This window comes from Aeromonas sp. JL9 (genome assembly GCF_024436075.1).
In the GTDB taxonomy this organism is placed as follows: domain Bacteria; phylum Pseudomonadota; class Gammaproteobacteria; order Enterobacterales; family Aeromonadaceae; genus Aeromonas; species Aeromonas veronii.
This window is the reverse complement of sequence record NZ_JANFNV010000004.1, coordinates 72,161-89,403: the sequence shown is the minus strand read 5'-3', so window position 1 is coordinate 89,403 and position 17,243 is coordinate 72,161. Positions and strand designations below refer to the sequence as shown.

General features: G+C 59.3%; 14 protein-coding genes. 11 read left to right on the top strand and 3 right to left on the bottom strand.

Translation table 11 applies throughout. The annotated features are described in order from the left end of the window. Positions 1 to 152: 152 nt before the first annotated feature. Both fadJ and fadI read right to left on the bottom strand, forming a co-directional pair. Positions 153 to 2,276 (bottom strand): fatty acid oxidation complex subunit alpha FadJ, encoded by a 2,124-nt coding sequence (gene fadJ / locus NOM06_RS04990; RefSeq protein WP_255910344.1) that lies wholly within the window; start codon positions 2,274 to 2,276, stop codon positions 153 to 155. Further along, positions 2,276 to 3,586, bottom strand: a complete 1,311-nt coding sequence (gene fadI, locus NOM06_RS04985; RefSeq protein WP_064341236.1) for an acetyl-CoA C-acyltransferase FadI — start codon at positions 3,584 to 3,586, stop codon at positions 2,276 to 2,278. The genes fadJ and fadI overlap by 1 nt, the downstream gene beginning before the upstream one ends. Positions 3,587 to 3,768: 182 nt before the next feature. Here fadI and NOM06_RS04980 point away from each other — a divergent pair, with 182 nt between their 5' ends. From NOM06_RS04980 to NOM06_RS04930, 11 genes are all read left to right on the top strand, one after another. Continuing rightward, positions 3,769 to 4,719 carry a MoxR family ATPase gene (locus tag NOM06_RS04980; protein ID WP_255910139.1) on the top strand — a complete coding sequence of 317 codons (951 nt, stop codon included), beginning with the start codon at positions 3,769 to 3,771 and terminating at the stop codon, positions 4,717 to 4,719. Continuing rightward, a complete protein-coding gene (locus NOM06_RS04975; RefSeq protein ID WP_255910137.1) occupies positions 4,710 to 5,612 on the top strand; it encodes a DUF58 domain-containing protein in 903 nt (300 codons plus the stop codon). Before NOM06_RS04980 ends, NOM06_RS04975 begins: the two co-directional genes overlap by 10 nt. Next, on the top strand, positions 5,597 to 6,136 hold the full coding sequence (locus tag NOM06_RS04970; RefSeq protein WP_255910135.1) for a DUF4381 domain-containing protein: 540 nt from the start codon (positions 5,597 to 5,599) through the stop codon (positions 6,134 to 6,136). Before NOM06_RS04975 ends, NOM06_RS04970 begins: the two co-directional genes overlap by 16 nt. Further along, complete coding sequence (locus NOM06_RS04965) at positions 6,133 to 7,125, top strand: VWA domain-containing protein (RefSeq protein ID WP_255910133.1); 993 nt, start codon at positions 6,133 to 6,135, stop codon at positions 7,123 to 7,125. Before NOM06_RS04970 ends, NOM06_RS04965 begins: the two co-directional genes overlap by 4 nt. After that, positions 7,116 to 8,567 carry a VWA domain-containing protein gene (locus tag NOM06_RS04960; RefSeq protein WP_255910131.1) on the top strand — a complete coding sequence of 484 codons (1,452 nt, stop codon included), beginning with the start codon at positions 7,116 to 7,118 and terminating at the stop codon, positions 8,565 to 8,567. The genes NOM06_RS04965 and NOM06_RS04960 overlap by 10 nt, the downstream gene beginning before the upstream one ends. A gap of 20 nt (positions 8,568 to 8,587) precedes the next feature. Beyond that, entirely contained in the window at positions 8,588 to 10,099 is a 1,512-nt protein-coding gene (locus NOM06_RS04955) for a hypothetical protein (protein ID WP_305120737.1), read from the top strand. 13 nt (positions 10,100 to 10,112) lie between these two features. Then, positions 10,113 to 10,712 carry a sigma-70 family RNA polymerase sigma factor gene (locus NOM06_RS04950; protein ID WP_005333245.1) on the top strand — a complete coding sequence of 200 codons (600 nt, stop codon included), beginning with the start codon at positions 10,113 to 10,115 and terminating at the stop codon, positions 10,710 to 10,712. After that, a complete protein-coding gene (locus NOM06_RS04945; RefSeq protein WP_255910118.1) occupies positions 10,705 to 11,484 on the top strand; it encodes a DUF3379 domain-containing protein in 780 nt (259 codons plus the stop codon). The genes NOM06_RS04950 and NOM06_RS04945 overlap by 8 nt, the downstream gene beginning before the upstream one ends. 402 nt (positions 11,485 to 11,886) lie before the next feature. Continuing rightward, positions 11,887 to 13,173 (top strand): outer membrane protein transport protein, encoded by a 1,287-nt coding sequence (locus tag NOM06_RS04940; protein WP_005333247.1) that lies wholly within the window; start codon positions 11,887 to 11,889, stop codon positions 13,171 to 13,173. Positions 13,174 to 13,425: 252 nt separating this feature from the next. Continuing rightward, positions 13,426 to 14,694: an OmpP1/FadL family transporter gene (locus tag NOM06_RS04935; protein ID WP_255910116.1), complete on the top strand. Its 1,269-nt coding sequence runs from the start codon at positions 13,426 to 13,428 to the stop codon at positions 14,692 to 14,694. A 115-nt stretch (positions 14,695 to 14,809) separates the two neighbouring features. Beyond that, complete coding sequence (locus NOM06_RS04930) at positions 14,810 to 16,033, top strand: EAL and HDOD domain-containing protein (protein WP_005333249.1); 1,224 nt, start codon at positions 14,810 to 14,812, stop codon at positions 16,031 to 16,033. On the opposite strand, the gene NOM06_RS04925 is transcribed toward NOM06_RS04930, so the two are convergent. Next, a complete protein-coding gene (locus NOM06_RS04925) occupies positions 16,030 to 17,205 on the bottom strand; it encodes a thiolase family protein (protein ID WP_255910114.1) in 1,176 nt (391 codons plus the stop codon). The genes NOM06_RS04930 and NOM06_RS04925 overlap by 4 nt on opposite strands. Positions 17,206 to 17,243 lie beyond the last annotated feature (38 nt).

Genomic DNA, 17,243 nt, shown 5'->3' with positions numbered 1-17,243 from the left:
TGATATCTCGACGGCCCACTTCGGTGGGCCGTTTTTTATCAGCGTTTGCCTCTGCCTGCATCATCGCAGCACAACCGGAACAAACCACAACATAGAAAGAGGCCCGCATGGGGTGCGGGCCTCTTTGCCTTGCGGTCACTCTGCAGCGGTTATCAGTAGAAGGTCTGCTGCTCTGCGGCCATCGCCTTGAGACGGGCACAGGGGGCGAACCGGTCGCCGTGGCGCTTCTGGTAATACTCCAGACGGCCAACCAGATGATCGATCCCGAGCGTGTCCATATAGCGGAACGGGCCACCGAGGAAGGGCGGGAAACCGATGCCGAAAATGGCACCGATATCACCGTCACGGGCCGATGCAACCACACCGCTGTCAAGGGTCATGGCCGCTTCATTGAGCATCAGCAGCACACAACGTTCGGCAATATCCTGTTTGGCAAGTTTGGCTACCGGCTTGATCCCCAGCACGCCATAGACGCTCTCATCCACCTTCTTCTTACCTTTTGCTGCCTTGCCATAGAGGTAGAAGCCCTTGCCGTTCTTGCGCCCCTTGCGATCGTTTTGCAGCAGCTTGTCGAACGCCTTGGGTGCCTGGAACTGCTCGCCACCCAACTCTTTTTCGAGGATGGGGGAGATCTTGGCCCCCACATCAATGCCCACTTCGTCGAGCAATGTGATGGGGCCAACCGGGAAACCGAAGTCGAGCAACGCGCTATCCAGCACTTCTACCGGCTCCCCTTCCAACACCAGACGTGCGGCTTCGTTCATGTAGGGAGCGAGGATGCGGTTGACGTAGAAACCGGCCTCGTCCTTCACCACGATAGGCGTTTTGCCCTGTGCGCGGGCGAAGGCCAGAGTGGTGGCAACGGTCTCGGCACTGGTGCCGGCGTGGGGGATGATCTCCGCCAGCGGCATCTTGTCGACCGGACTGAAGTAGTGCAAACCGATAACCCGCTCGGGGTGGCTCGCCACTGAAGCTATCTGGTTGATGGGCAGTGACGAGGTATTGGAGGCAAACACTGTGTGTTCACCACACTCACGCTCCACATCCTTCACCATCTGGTGTTTGAGATTGAGATCTTCAAACACCGCCTCCACCACCATGTCGACCCGGTGGAAACCGGAGTAGTCCAGAGTACCGGTCAGCAAGCTCATCTGCTTCTCAAGTTCACTGCGCAAGATATGACGGCGTTTGAGCTTCTTGGCCAGAATGTCGTAGCTGTAGCGCATGGCATTGCCGATCCCGGCGCTTGCCACATCCTTGATCCGCACCGGTACGCCCGCCTTGGTGGCGGTGACGAATGCGATGCCGCCCCCCATCAGACCGCCACCCAGCACGGCTGCGTGGCCCACCTTGCGCGGCTCGGCGCCCTGATAAGTGACCTCTTTCTTCATTTCCGTGGTGGCAAAGAAGATAGAACGCAGGGCTGCGGACTCGGCCGTCATCACCAGCTCGCCGAAGTGGCGGGACTCGGCGGCGAGGCCAGCCTGCATCCCCTCCTCCACACCGATGCGCACCACGTCCAGGATCCGCTCCGGCGCAGGGTAGTTACCACGCGTCTTGCTCATCACCCCTTTGCGCGCCTGATCAAACAGCACCTTGCGGCCAAGCTTATTGGTCTCCAGCAGCTTGCCCTGCAGATCCCGCTTCAACTCGTGGCGCGGCTTGCCCTTCTTGGCCAGCTTTATTGCAGCATCCAGCAAGATGGAAGGGGGCACCACATCGTCCACCAGCCCCAATTTCTTGGCCTGTTTGGCCCGAACCTGCTTGCCGGTCAGCATCAGATCCAGCGCCTTGGCCACCCCGATAAGGCGCGGCAGACGCTGGGTACCGCCAGAGCCCGGCAGCAGGCCGAGCTGCACTTCCGGCAATCCCAGCACAGATTTGCCGTGATCGGTCACCACCCGGCCATGACAGGCCAGCGCCAGCTCCAACCCGCCACCGAGGCAGGGGCCATGAATGGCGGCGATCACCGGAATGGTCAGCCCCTCGATCTCGGCAAAGATCTCCTGCCCTTCTCGCGACAGGGTCTCGGCATCCTTGGCACTGGTGCAGGCAGCCAGCATGGTAATGTCAGCGCCAGCAATGAAGGAGTCCTTCTTGCCGGAGGTGATCACCAGACCGATCAAATCCTTGTTGCGTTTCACTTCGGCCAGCACGGTGCGGATCTCCTCCACAAAGGCTGCTTTCAGGGTATTCATGCTCTCGCCCGGCACATCCATGGTGAGGATGCCGATGCCATCTTTGCGAACATCCAGGGAAAAAGTCTTAGCGCTCATCATTCAACCTCCAACACCATAGCCACGCCCAATCCACCCGCCGCACAGGCGGTGTTGAGCCCCAGTCCCCCGCCGCGACGACGCAGCTCGTGCAGGGTCTGAGTGATCATCCGCGCACCGGTCGCGGCAAAGGGGTGGCCATAGGCCAGCGAACCGCCGAGGACGTTGAACTTCTCCATGTCCACCTCGCCGATGGCCTGATCGCGGCCCAGCTTGTCGCGGGCAAAATCGGCACTGGCAAACATCTTGAGGTTGGCCAGCGTCTGGGCGGCAAAGGCTTCGTGCATGTCGATCAGGGTGAGATCACCGAGCGTGATGCCGGCTCTGTCCAGCGCCAGCGGCGTGGCATAGGAAGGACCCATCAGCATATCTTGCCACACATCGATGGCTGAAAAGGCGAAGCTGCGGATATAGCCAAGCGGCTCGAGGCCCAACTCTTTTGCCCGCCCTTCCCGCATCAGCAACACGGCAGCGGCGCCATCGGTCAGCGGCGTGGCGTTGGCCGCCGTCACTGTGCCATGGACCCGGTCAAACACCGGCTTGAGCTTGGCGTAGCTCGCCAAGTCCGAGCTTTCACGGATATTGTTGTCCCGCTCCAGCGGTGACTTGTAGGGCGGTACATGGGCGGTAAACACCTCACCGCTGAGCTTGCCATCAGCCCAAGCCTGCGCGGCCAGAGTGTGGGAGCGGTGAGCCAGCGCATCTTGCGCCTCGCGGCTGATCTGGTGGCTCTTGGCCATCTGCTCAGCGGTCTGCCCCATGGAGAGGCCAGTAGAGTATTCCGCCACAGCGGGCGGCACCGGCAGCAGATCCTTGACTCGCAGCTGACGCAGAATATTGAAGCGCTGCTGCAGATTGCGCGCCTTGTTGAGATCCACCAGGGCACGGGCCAGCTTCTTGCTCACTCCGATGGGCAGCACGGAAGAGGAGTCGGCGCCGCCGGCGATGGCGATGTCTACGGTACCGGCCATGATGGATTCGGTGACGTTGGCTACCGCCTGGAAACTGGTGGCACAGGCGCGAGAGACGCTATAGGCATCGGTGTTGACGCTCATGCCGGTGCCAAGCACGATTTCACGGGCAATGTTGGGGGCTTCCGGCATCTGAACCACCTGACCAAACACCAGCTGGTCGATAAGCTTGGGATCGAGATCGGTACGGGCGAGCATCTCGCTCACCACCAGTTTGCCGAGATCGACTGCAGGCACGCCATGAAAGGCGGTGGCCTGCTTGGCAAAGGGGGTACGCAGCCCCGCCACGACGGCAATCCGTTCGCCCTGGCGAGTCGTCAGTTTCAATGGCTGTTTCATCCTGGCTCCTTGGTTTAAAAGGCAGAGGTCTGACCTCATTGCGCCACATCTTAACAATCCAATCACAAGTTTCATACAGCTGATTGAAACTAAATTAAGCACGGCAAGGCCCCTTTGCTCGCCCTTGGGGAGCAACTGGAGTATAAAAAGATCAACTTCCATAAAAACAACGGGTTTATCGCATGGCAGCGGCCGAGTTCAGAGCACTTAGGGACTATCTTGGCAGTCAGATCCTGGGGCAGGAGGAGCTAATAGAAGGGCTCCTGATTGCCCTGTTATGTGAAGGACATGTGTTAATCGAAGGCGCTCCCGGTCTTGCCAAAACCCGCGCAGTCAAAGCGCTCGCTGGCGCCGTCGAAGGGCGCTTTGCCCGTATCCAGTTTACCCCCGACCTGCTTCCTGCCGATCTCACCGGCAGCGAGGTGTTTCACCCGCAAGATGCCAGTTTTGTATTCCAACCCGGCCCCCTCTTCAACCATCTGGTGCTGGCGGACGAGATCAACCGGGCACCCGCCAAGGTGCAATCGGCGCTGCTGGAAGCCATGGCCGAACATCAAATCACAGTAGGCAAAAAGAGCTGGCGACTGCCAACCCTCTTTATGGTGGCCGCCACCCAGAACCCCATCGAGCAGGAGGGGACCTATCCCCTGCCGGAGGCTCAGCTCGACCGTTTTTTGCTCAAGCTGATGGTGGATTACCCGAGCCCCACCATGGAACTCGCCATCTTGCAGCTTAACGCCAGCGGCGAGCAGCTTGGCACTGCGCCGGTGACCCTGAGCCAGACCACTTTGCAACATGCCCGCAGCGAAGTACTGGCGGTCAGCATGCAGAGCAGACTGGAGCACTATCTGGTGGAGCTGGTCTGTGCCACCCGCCCGGGCAGCGGCCAGTGCCCCGCCCTTGAGCCGCTGATTGCCGTGGGGGCCAGCCCTCGGGCTACGCTGGGGCTGGCTCGCTCCGCCCGCGCCCGCGCCTGGCTTGCCGGGCGTGACTATGTGCTGCCGGAAGATATCCAGCTGCAAGCTTATCCGGTGCTACGCCATCGCCTTATTCCCAGCTATCAGGCACTGGCTGACAATCTGGACAACGATATCCTGATCGCCCAACTGCTGGATCAGGTGCCATGCCCCTAGATCCCGGCCTGCATCCCGACATCGCTCTGTCACTGCCACGGCTGCTCAATATCCGGCTCTGGGCCAATGCCAGAGCTAAGCCGATAACAGGCCGAAGCAGCAGTGAACGCGGCAAACCGGGCCGATCTCCCGGACTCACGTTTCGAGAGCTGCGCGCCTATCAGGCTGGTGACGAGGTACGCCATATCGACTGGCGAGTGACCGCACGCCTCGGTCGTCCCTATACCCGCCTCTATAGCGAGGAGCTGGATCAGGCGCACTGGCTGCTGCTCGATCTCTCTCCCGCCATGTATTTCGGCTCCACACTGCAGCTCAAGGCGCGCCTCGCCTGCGAGCTGGCGGCAGCCTTGATCTGGCAAGGGGAGAAGCAGCACAACACCCTGATCTGCCACGGGCTTATCTCCCATCACCAGAGCCAGCGCGGCAGCGTGCTGCCCCTGCTCGAATCCCTCTGCCATCACTATCAGCAAGGGCTGGCCCGCCGGGCGCTTTCTCACTCTCTGGCCGACACCTTGTCCGGCGTGAAGCTGCCTCACGGAGCCAAGCTGACGATCATCACAGATCACAGACCCTGCGAGTCGGCGCTCTGTCAGCAATTGCAGCTGCTCTCACGGCGCCACGATATTCACTATTGGCAGATCCGCGATCCCCTTGAGGCATCCCTTCCCCCTGACGGCCAGCTACCAGTGGCTATCGATCGGCCAGGGCAACGCTATCAGGGCTGGCTGGATGGGGGCCATGCCGGTTTCTCCCAGCGCTACCGGCATGTCGCCGAGAAGCAACTAGCCCACGGCAAGCAGTTGCTGTTGCCATTGGTGCTGCGTCTCTATCTGCTCGATAACAGCCAGACGCTGCAACAGCAGTGGCAGGAGGGGTTATGTCATCAGGGATGATCTCCCCCGCCGAACTCGACAGCGCCAGTCCCGCCTCCGACGCCATCACTCCGCCGCTGGCCGCCCTGATGCGAGACATCCACCCGGGGCCGGACCTGATTGAACAGAGTCTTGATCCCAGAGTGCAGGCGCTATTGTGGCTATTGATCACAGCGTTATTGCTGCTGCTGATCGTCTTGATTGCCAAGAGGGTGATACGTTACCGCCGCTGGTGTCGTCAGCTGGAGGGAGATCCGGTGCTGCTGGTGGCACGCATACAGGAGGCCCTGCGTCATGAAGCACTGCAACGCTGGCCCGAGGCGCGCCAGCTGCAGGGAGAGGCGTGGCTCGCCTTCGTCGATCGTCACGGCGGCAGCGATTTCAGCCAGTTCTCGTCTCACTGGAGCAGTTGGCTCTATGGCAGCCAGAACCCGACTCGCGAGCAGAGCGAACAGCTTCGGCAACATTATCGCCGCTGGGGTCAGACCCTCTTCTTGCAACGCTATCCCCGCTCGAAGCGTAAAGCCGCGCGGAGGCAGCCATGATCCTGGCCTGGCCCTGGTTTGCGCTGGCGCTGGTGCTGCCCTTGCTGGTGCGCTTCGGCTTGCCACCCCTGCGCCGCGGCTATCTGGCTCACCCCGGGTTTGCGCTGCTGCGTCCTCAGGCCGGATTGCCACTCTGGCGCGCCATGCTGCTCTGGTGCGCCCTTATCCTCGCCCTCTGCCGCCCCCAGTGGTGGGGGGAACCGGTGATCCAATATGAGGGGAGTCGGGATCTGCTGCTGGCGGTAGATCTGTCAGACAGCATGCGTACCCCGGATATGCTCGACAACGGCGAGCAGCAAGCACGGCTGACGGCGGTGCGCCAGCAGATCAAGGCGCTGATCGCCAAACGTGCCGGAGACAGGGTGGGCCTCATCGTCTTTGCCGATCACGCCTATCTGCTCTCTCCCCTCACTCAGGAGATCCCGGCGCTGTTGACCTTGAGCGACGAGCTCGATTTTGATCTGGTCGGCCGAACCACCGCCCTTGGCGAGGCAATCCAGCTGGCACGTCAGCATGGGGATCCTGGTCGCCCCACCGCCCTGCTGCTGGTCACTGATGGCCGCAATACCGCAGGCAGTGCCGACCCACTGCAGGAGGCCAAACTCGCCGCAGCGCAGGGAATACGGATCTACACGCTGGGGGTCGGGGCCGATCCCGATACCTTTATCCAACCCTACGATGAGGTGGGCAGCGGTCAGGCCGATCCCAGCAGCGAACTGGACGAGCCGCTTCTTCAAGCGCTGGCCCAGACAGGCCAGGGGCGTTACTTTCGAGCACGCACCCAAAGCGATCTCGAGGCCATCAACGCGACCCTCAATGCCCTTGAACCGGCCCCCATGCCCGTTGCCCAGTACCAACCGGTGATCGAGCTCTACCCCTGGCCGTTGGCACTGCTTTGTGGCTTGCTGCTTCTGCCATCAGGGCACGGCAGACTAGAGTTTCGCATGGTGCGTAACTGGCTGGCACGAGGCGCACGCAGATGGAGCTGATCTTGCTCCGCCCCCTGTGGCTGATCGCACTCATCCCCTGGCTTTGGCAAGGGTGGAGCCATCGTCGCCAGCCCCCGCTGCTCGCACCTGCTATGCAGGCTTATCTGCTGCCAGCCTCCCGTCCTCAGCGCCCTTGGCTCTGGCTGGCAACCCTGCCCGTGATTTTGGCCCTGAGTGGTCCCGCACTGCGCGGTGAGCAGCAACAGCAGCCTGCGGCACCGCTCGATATCTGGCTGCTGGACTTGTCACGCTCGATGACCGCCACCGACCTCAAACCGGATCGGGCGACTCGGGTCAGATGGCAGTTGCAGCAGCTGCTGAGCCACACCAAGGGCGAACGTATTGCGCTGATCCTCTACGCAGGTGATGCCTACCTCGCCATGCCGCCAACCCGGGATCATCAGGCCCTTTCGCTGCTGCTGCCTGACTTGCGCCCCGATATCATGCCGCTGCAGGGCAGCAACCCGGCACGGGCGGTGGAACTTGCCATGAAGCAGCTGGCCCCCGGTGAGCAGGCCCGTCTACTGTTGATCACCGACGACCTCACCCAGAATCAGATGACCCAAATCGCTGCTCTGTGGCCCTGCCAGCAACGCCTTCTCTGCCGCGACACCCAGTCGGCACGCCTCGATATTCTGCTCGCCAGCAGTGGTCAACCGGCCCCCATGCCCGCCATTCCGGCCAATGAGTTGGGATTTGCCGCCCGCATGCCCGCGCAGTTGCCCGCCCCCGATAGTCAGGCCATTGCCGCACTGGCCAACCGTCTCGGCGGTGAGCTGCAGTGGCTTGCCAGTGATGTCCCCCGCTTTGCACCGCTGCCCACCACTACCTCGGCCCTCACCCCGGCGCCACTGGATCTTGGCCCCTGGTTGCTAATCCCCTTGTTACCGCTCGCCTTGCTGGCCAGAGTCGGCGCCCGGTTGATGGTGGCGCTGATGGTGGGAATTCAGCTGCTTGCGCCGCAAGATCTGCAAGCAGCAGAGAAGGGAGATCTGCAAGCGATGCAGGCTTATCAAGAGGGGGATTTTCAACGGGCTGCCCGCACCTTCAACGATCCTGTCTGGCGCGGCAACGCCTGGTATCGAGCTGGTGCCTACCGGCAAGCTATCTCAGCCTATCAGGAAGCAGCGAGCGCCACCGCCCACTACAACCGCGGCAATGCCCTGTTGCAACTGGGGGAGTTTGCGGCCGCCAAAGAGGCCTATCTGGCCGCTCTGGCGCTTGAACCCGGCCATGAAGATGCGCTCTATAACCTCTCTCTGTTGCAAGGCAGTACGGTCGCCGCTCCCGATACCAGCAACAGCAAGCAGCCCGAGCCATCGGCAGCTCAGCAGGCGACGGCAATGCCCCTGCCACCCTCCCCCCCGGTGTTGCTGCTGGAGCAGCGACTGCGCAAAGAGGCGCTGCGCCGGGATCTTATCAAGGTGGAGGAGCCCTGGTGACGCGGGCAGGATGGGGACTGTTGCTCGCACTGGCGAGTCCACTTGGTTGGGCCCTGCCCCCCCGGGCAGAGCTGCTGCCGGGAGCTGACCCCAGCGATTGGCTGCTGATCATCGAAGCGGATGGCGAGCGCCAGAGCAGCGAACTGGAGATCACCCCCCTACTGCGCCAGTTTGCAGTGGGCAGAGTGACCATGAGCCGGGTCACGACCCCGGTACAACAACTGACTCGCTGGCAGATCCCGCTGCACCAGAGCGACTCACCCGCTAATACAAAGGTGGTTATTGCCCCGATCAAGCTGGGAAATGAGTTCACTCCCTCGCTCACCCTGCCATTGAGAGAGGCGAAAACAGCGGCGCTGCCGCAACCCGCAGCCCTCTCGCCCCTCGAAATGCAGGCCAACCTTGATCATCAGGGCCCGCTCTATCCCGGCCAGCCGGTGAGCTACCGGCTGACACTGTGGCTGCCCACCAGTATGCAAAACCCGGCGCTGAGCGAGCTCAGCTCCGCCCACTTCACCATCCGTCGCCTCGGTAGCGACGAGTGGATCGCCCCCGCTCAGGCAGGTCTGCCCGGCAGGCTCACCCGCAGCTGGCTCGTTCAGGCAAAAGCGCCTGGGCTCTGGCACCTCGACTCGCCCCGCTTGCAAGGGCAGCTCACGCAGCAAGGGGGCAAGCCGCAAAAACTCTCGGCCCGCGCGGCACCACTCGAGGTTCGGGTCGACAAGGCCCCCGCCACGCCGCTGGCCACCCGGCTGACCCTGAGTCAGCGGCTTGAACCGGCCTCCACGGGGGAAGTGGGTGAACCGCTGATCCGGATCCTCACCCTGACCATGGAAAATGGTGACAGCGGCCAGATACAGCTTGCCCCCCTGATGGCCCATCAACTGCCAAACGGCATACAGGCACATCCCGATGGCGAGCAACAGCAGGAGCGTTACCGCGATGGCAAGCTGCTGTTTGAGCGACAGTGGCGCCAGACTCTGGTTGCGGAGCAGAGCGGCGACTATCAGCTGCCCCCCATTGATCTGCCCTGGTTTAATACCCAAAGCGGCCGGATTGAACAGGCCAGCCTGCCCGCCATTACGCTGACGTTTCAGGCAACGACAAATCGGCAACCTGATCAGCAGACATCGCAGGTGGCACTGCGAGAGAGCCTTTGGTGGGTTGTGCTGGCCATAACGCTGCGTTCACTATGGCGCCACTGGCCCCGCTGGCGCGCCTTCTATCAACTGCAACGTGCCCTTGCCCAACACCAGCCGGATGCCAGTCGCAAGGCACTGATCCGATGGGCGACCTTGCGCTGGCAGGTCTCCTATTATCAATTAGGCCAGTTGCCTGACGCTGGGCATAATCGGGTCGGCAACGGGCTCGCCGCACTCGAGCGAGCCTGTTTTGCACGGCCCTCTGCTGGCCCGCCCATCGAGTGGCGCGCTCTGGCGCGTACCCTCAGGGCAGATGAAGTTGCCGGTATTGCGCACCTGATTTACCTGCTGGCGCACGGGAGTTCCCGCTCCCGCCGCCACGCCCCCTGACAAGGATTGCCCTATGGCACTGCTGTTTTTTAGAAAAAAACGTGCTCAGCAGCATATTGGTGGAAATGATCCGGCCACTTCGCCGGTCTCTGATCCCATGGCTGACAAACAAACCAAATTTGAAGCACTGGTTCATGCGCTGCATGGCGATCTCTATCGATATGCCTACTGGCTGACCCGGGATCCCAACGTAGCGGAAGATCTGGTGCAAGAGACCTTCCTGCGTGCCTGGAAGGCGATCGACACCCTGCAGGATGACAAGGCGGCCAAAGGGTGGCTGATCACCATCCTCAGACGGGAGAACGCCCGCCGCTTTGAACGCAAACAGCTGGAACTGGTGGATCTCGACGATCACCCTCAACCCCAGCACGATGCGCTGCACAGCGAACAGGAGATGGAGAACGAGTGGTTGCACCGCCACATCGCCCGGTTGCCCGAGGAGTACCAGGAGCCACTGCTGCTGCAAGTCGTGGGAGGATTCAGTGGTGAGGAGATTGCCGAGATGCTCGGCCTCAACAAGAACACCGTCATGACCCGACTGTTTCGCGCCCGCAACCAGATCAAGGAGGCGATGGAGCAGAAGAACCAAGCAAGAGGACACGGACATGGATGAACTCGAATTTCGCCGCAATGCCATGATCCAGCCCAACGATCAACAACCGGATTTTCTCAAAACAGCTGAAGCCAGCCAGGCCAATCGGAACTATCTCGACGAGATGAAGCAGTTCGACAGAAGCCTCAAGCGCGCCATGCAGGTAGAGGTTCCCGCCGGACTGGCCGAACGGGTCCTGCTCAGGCAAGCCATGCTGCAAGACAGTGACGCGCAAGATGAGATGCCGCCATCCCGACCCCTTGGCACGGCACCGGTCAAGCTCCGGACATCGACATCCTGGCGCCAGATCGCCCTGGCTGCATCGGTCGCCTTCCTGCTGGGAATGAGCACCCGCTGGATCACGCTGCCAGAAACGGCTCCTGCGGCCCTCTCCCTCGCACAGGTTGCGATGGCTCATGTCTATGGCGAAGAACCCTTTATTGAAGGTGTCGATGAGCAGGTCAATCTGCATAACATAAATGCCAAGATGGAGAAGTATGGCGCCACCTTAAGCGGGATGGATGGGCTCAAGGTGACCTATGTCAATCACTGCTCGTTTTATCAGGGACCAGCCTTGCACATGGTGATCCAGGGAAAGATGGGGCCAGTCACTCTCTTTTTAGTGCCCAAACATGTGCCATTAACCCTGCAACAGGCCACCTTTGAAGATGGCACCCTCAAAGGGGAGATAGTCCAGCTCAAAGGCGCCAATATGGTACTGATTGGCGAGATGAAAGAGCCACTTGCCCCCGTTGCCAACGCCCTGCAGTCACGTCTGCAGTGGGACATTTAACATCGCTGGTTAACAACCTCAGATCCATCCTCAATAGCAGGCGGCGGTCACGAGCCGCTGCCTGTTCCCCCCCTGATTACTCCCCTTTGTCACTCATTTGCCTCAAGATTTCGAAAAATTGACAAAATTATTTTTGTGACGGAGATCGGCAATCCAGGTCAATAATCCACCTTTAGACCCTGAAAATGATGAATTAAACAGCAAGTTAAAACAAATGATTAACACATCGATCACTTTTATGTATTCTGCTGTCACTGGTCTGATTTCTTACCTCCTACCAGATCCATAGAATCACGCCAGAATTGATTGGGAAGAAGCTGAAATAAAAACGGATTTTGTCGAGGTTTGCAGTGAACGTGCAGCCAATATCGGCAAAAAAATCTGCCTACAAGAGAGAACACCATGACGACAACTATTTTCAAGAAGAGCCTGATTGCCGCCACCATCGCGCTGGCCACCGGTCAAGTCCATGCCGCGGCATTCCAGTTGAACGAGCACTCGGCCTCCGGTCTGGGTCGCGCCTATGCCGGTGAAGCGGCTATCGCCGACAACGCCTCCGTTCTGGCCCGTAACCCGGCTGCCATGACCACCTTCGACAAGATGGCAGTTTCTGTCTCCGGCACCTACATCAAACCGGATGTGGACGTAGATGGTGCTGTTTACGCTGGTGCGAACAAAATGGCTCCAGCCAGCGAAAGTGGAATTGCTCCGGCAGCCTTCGTTCCCGCCTCCTACTTTATTCAGCCGCTGAATGACCAGTGGGCTTGGGGTATTGGCATCTTCTCCAACTACGGCCTCTCCACCGAATACTCCAAAACCTTCCCGGCTGGTGCCGGTGCAGGTGATACCGAGTTGATGACCTTCAACATCAACCCGAACATTGCCTATCGTATCAACGAACACTTCAGTGTCGGTGCTGGTATCAACGCCGTTTACGGTGCCGCCGAACTCAACCGCTATGCCGGTCTGCTGGGCCCGCTGAACCCACCTAGCCAAGGTGGCCCGCTGCCGACAGATACTCGTCTGGCTCACCTGAAAGGCGACACCTGGGGCTTTGGCTGGAACGTTGGTACCCTGTATGAAGTCAATGAAAACCATCGCTTTGCACTGACCTACCGTTCACAAGTCGATATGAGCTTTGATGGTGATTTCCAAGGCGCAAGCTCACTGAATCGCACCGTGGATGGCAACCTGAAACTGGATCTGCCTGCACAAGCCGAGTTCGCCGGTTACCATCGCCTGAGCCCACAGTTTGCTGTTCATTACTCTGTAAACTGGACTGACTGGAGCGCCTTCCAGGAGCTGAAAGCAACCAGCAGCCAATGTGCTGGCGGCGTATGTCTGCAAAAAGATGAGAAGTTTAAAGATTCTACTCGCTACTCCATCGGCGGTACCTGGTATATCAACCCGGCCTGGGAAGCTCGCATGGGCTTTGCCTATGACAACACCCCGATCGAAGCTGACTACCGCAGCCTGAGCATTCCCGACTCAGACCGTATCTGGTACAGCGCCGGTGCCACCTACCATATCAACACCGATATGAGCGTTGACTTTGGTATGGCTTATCTGGACGGTAAAGAAGTTGACGTCAACGAAGGTCTGCGTAGCCACTCCGACAGCCTGCGTTGGAAAGGCACTTCCCACGGCAACGCCTTCCTGGCTTCTGCCCAGTTCAACATGAAGTTCTGATTATTGATAGAATTGAAAGAGCGCCATCAGGCGCTCTTTTTTTGTCCTAAGTAGCCATTTCAGCGCACACATGTAGCACACACCTGTTTGTTTTTCTTTTTTAATCAAGCTATTAGAATGCATCCTTCCAGCATTTAATCTTGTTTTATCCAGATACTGGCCATTACCGTTGCCTTACTGGTCATACCATATAAAATCCTGCCTCCATTCATATGACCTATTGAACCTTCGGGTAACAGCAAGGATTTTGCCATGCATCCCATCATCAAACCGTCCGCCATCGCCCTGTTGGTGATCGCGGGTCAAACTCATGCCGCCGGGTTCCAGCTGGCTGAACAGTCCGCTACAGGACTGGGACGCGCCTTTGCCGGTGAGGCCGCCATCGCGGATAACGCCAGTGTGCTCTCCCGCAATGCAGCAGCCATGACCCGCTTCGATCAGATGGCGCTCTCTGGCGGAGTCATCTATGTCAGTCCTGACGTCAATATTGAAGGTAACACCCGCTTGCCGACCAAAGCCGATATCGTCACCTCCGATGCCAGTGCACACGATATCGCCGCAGCAGCCTGGGTACCCAACGCCTATCTCATCATTCCACTCAACGAGCAGTGGCGACTCGGCTTCTCGGCGACCTCTTACTACGGTCTTGGCGTCAAGATGCCGGATAACTACAGCGCGGGACACTTTGGCAATGTCTCCGATATCAAGACAATAGATCTGGGTACCTCACTCGCCTATCGCATCAATGAGATGTGGTCAATTGGTGCCGGGATCTCTGCTATTCAGGGCGAAGGCGAAGTCGGTGGCACCTTCCCTTCTCGCAACCTGATCGCAAAACATTTGCAAGGGGATGGCTGGGCATGGGGCTGGAATGTCGGCACCTTGCTGGAGTTGTCCGAACAAACCCGAATTGGCCTATCCTACCGTCACGATGTCACTTTGACCCTCTCGGGAGATGCTATCGTGGGCCGACCCAATGCAGATGGCTCCGTTACCGAGATCAGAGATACCGGCAGTCTGGATCTGCCATTACCCGCCACCGCAGAACTGGCTGCATTCCATCAGCTGACTGACAAGCTGGCTCTCCACGGCAGCCTGAACTGGACCAACTGGAGCAAATTCGTTCAGTTGGAAGCTGATCTCAACAATTTGCAGAACATGCACATCAAGGATGAGCACTGGGAAGATAGCTGGCGCTACGCCATCGGGATGACCTATCAGGTCACTCCCAAATGGCAACTGCGCTCCGGTGTGGCCTATGACGCCAGCCCGGTGCCAGCCGATCGTCGAACCATCTCCATCCCGGATGCCGATCGCCTCTGGTACAGCCTGGGAATGGGGTATCAGTTCACGCCCAACCTGACCGTGGATCTGGGGCTGACCCTGATCGATGGCAAAAAGGTGGATGTCACTGAAAAAATGGAGCTGCAACCGGGTAATCCGATGACGACCTCCACCTTCCAGGGCACTTCTGAAGGGGATGCCTGGCTGGCTGGTGCACAATTGAGCTATCTCTTCTAAATTCCTTCCCTGCAAAAAACGCTATGCCAATTATTGCCTTACTCAATAAGGTGAACACTGGCATAGTGTTCTGCAACACCATAAAATCAACCCAGTACCTTTACTGGAGCAAGGCATGTATTCCTACGTAGCAAGACAGCCGATCCTCGACAGAGACCTCAAAACTCATGCCTATGAGCTGCTCTTTCGCGATAGTCTGAATAATGTCTTCCCGAGCATCTCCTCCCAACAGGCGACGTCACGCCTGGTGGTCGAACAGTTCCTGCAACAAAATATCGATCAGCTCTTGGGCGGCCGCCCCTGCTTTATCAACTTCCCCCACTCACTGCTGCTGGAGGGATTGGCAGAGTGCCTGCCGCCCGAAAAAGTGGTGATTGAGATCCTGGAAGATTCCCCACCGGATGATGCCCTGCTGGAAAAGGTGAAACAGCTGCACAAGCTGGGATATCAACTGGCACTCGATGACTTCACCATGTCGCCGGATTGGGAGCGCTTCCTCCCCTTTATCCACATCATCAAGTTTGATCTTCGTGCCACCCCCCTGATGCAGATCAAAGTGTTTATCCAGCGGCATCAGACGCTGGGGCTCACCTATCTGGCGGAAAAAGTAGAGGACAAGGCGGAGTTCGAGCGGGTCAAACAGCTGGGGATCCAGCTGTTCCAGGGCTTTTTCTTCAGCAGACCCGAGATGGTCAAGCAAGCCACCATGGAGCCAGCGCAAGTCGTGGTGATGCAGTTGCTCAACGTGGTCAACGAGGCAGAGCCTGATATCAACAAGATTGAGCAGCTACTCGGTCAGGATATCTCCCTCTCTCTTAAGCTGTTGCGCTATGTCAACCATCTCAAAGGTCACACCAACCCTATTTCGTCATTTCGCCAGGCTGCCATCTATCTGGGCAACACCCAGCTAAAGCGCTTTGTCTCGCTGGTAGCCGCGACCAGCGCCGGCAAGGGCAAGAGCGCCGAGCTCTACCAGATGTCGATGATCCGAGCCCGATTCTGTGAACTGCTGGCCCACGCCCACGCCCCGAGCCAGCAGGCACAACAGGCCTTTATCACTGGTCTCTTCTCCCTGCTGGATGTACTGATGGAGCAGCCGATGGACAAGCTGCTCGGCACTATCCCTCTTATCGACGATATTCGGCTGGCGCTGCTGGAGCGCAAAGGCAATCTGGGTTTCTACCTCGCGTTTTGTGAAGATTACGAGAGCGCCAACTGGTCACGGGTAACGGCCAGAACAGCCCGCCTGGGGCTGAGCGAGGATAAGGTGAGTCACCTCTATCTGGCCGCCACCACTTGGGTCACGGAACAACTGCTGGCGATGGAAGCCACCAATTAATTCGTCTCGTCATTCACCTCGACCGCGATAGCGGTCGCCTCCCCGCCCCCGATACAGAGAGCGGCCACGCCTCGCCGCAAACCCCGTTGCCGCAGCGCGGCGATCAGCGTCACCAGAATGCGCGCGCCACTCGCCCCCAGCGGATGACCAAGCGCACAGGCCCCTCCATGGACATTGACCTTGTGATGAGGGATGCCGACCCCGCTCATGGCCAGCATGGTGACCATGGCGAAGGCCTCGTTGATCTCAAAGAGATCCACCTCTTCCACCGACCATGCAAGACGCGCCAGCAAGCGTGAAATGGCGCCAATGGGCGCAGAGGTAAACTCGGCGGGCAATGCTGCATGGCTCTGATAACCGACGATCCGTGCCAGCACTGGTACCTGCCAGGCTTGCGCAGTGGCGCCATCCATCAATATCAGCGCCGCCGCACCGTCCGAGATAGAGCTCGAATTTGCTGCCGTAATGGTACCCTCCTTGCCAAACGCAGGCTTCAGGGTCGGGATCTTCTCCGGTCTGCCCTTGCCAGGCTGTTCGTCTTCGGCCAGCAACAAGCGCTCACCGCGATAGACGCTTGTCAGCTCGGACACAAACTCACCGGCTTGCTGCGCATCGCGGGCACGCTGCAACGACGCCTGGGCAAACTCATCCATGGCACTGCGTGTCAAACCGGCCTGATCGGCGCTGCGCTGGGCATGTACCCCCATCAGCTGGCCATCATAGGCATCTTGCAAACCGTCGAGGAAGAGGTGGTCCAGCACCTTTTGATGCCCCATCCGAAAGCCGTTGCGGGCGTTATCCAACAGATAGGGGGCACGGCTCATGCTCTCCATCCCCCCCGCGACCACCACCCTATTGTCACCAAGGCGGATGGTATCCGCCGCCAGCATCACAGCTTTCATGCCGGATCCGCACACCTTGTTGACCGTGGTAGCAGGCACACTATCTGGCAACCCTGCTTTCAACAACGCCTGCCGAGCTGGCGCTTGCCCCACGCCCGCCGCCAGCACATTGCCCATAAACACTTCATCGACCTGCTCCGGACTCAGCCCACTTTGCTGTAGTGCCGCCTCGATGGCACAGGCTCCCAACTCAGGCGCAGTCACCTCTGCCAATGCCCCCTGAAACGCCCCCATCGGAGTCCGTTTTGCCGCCACAATTGCAATATCCATTTGCCTGCCTCTGTTTGTTACATGGCCATAACATAGGG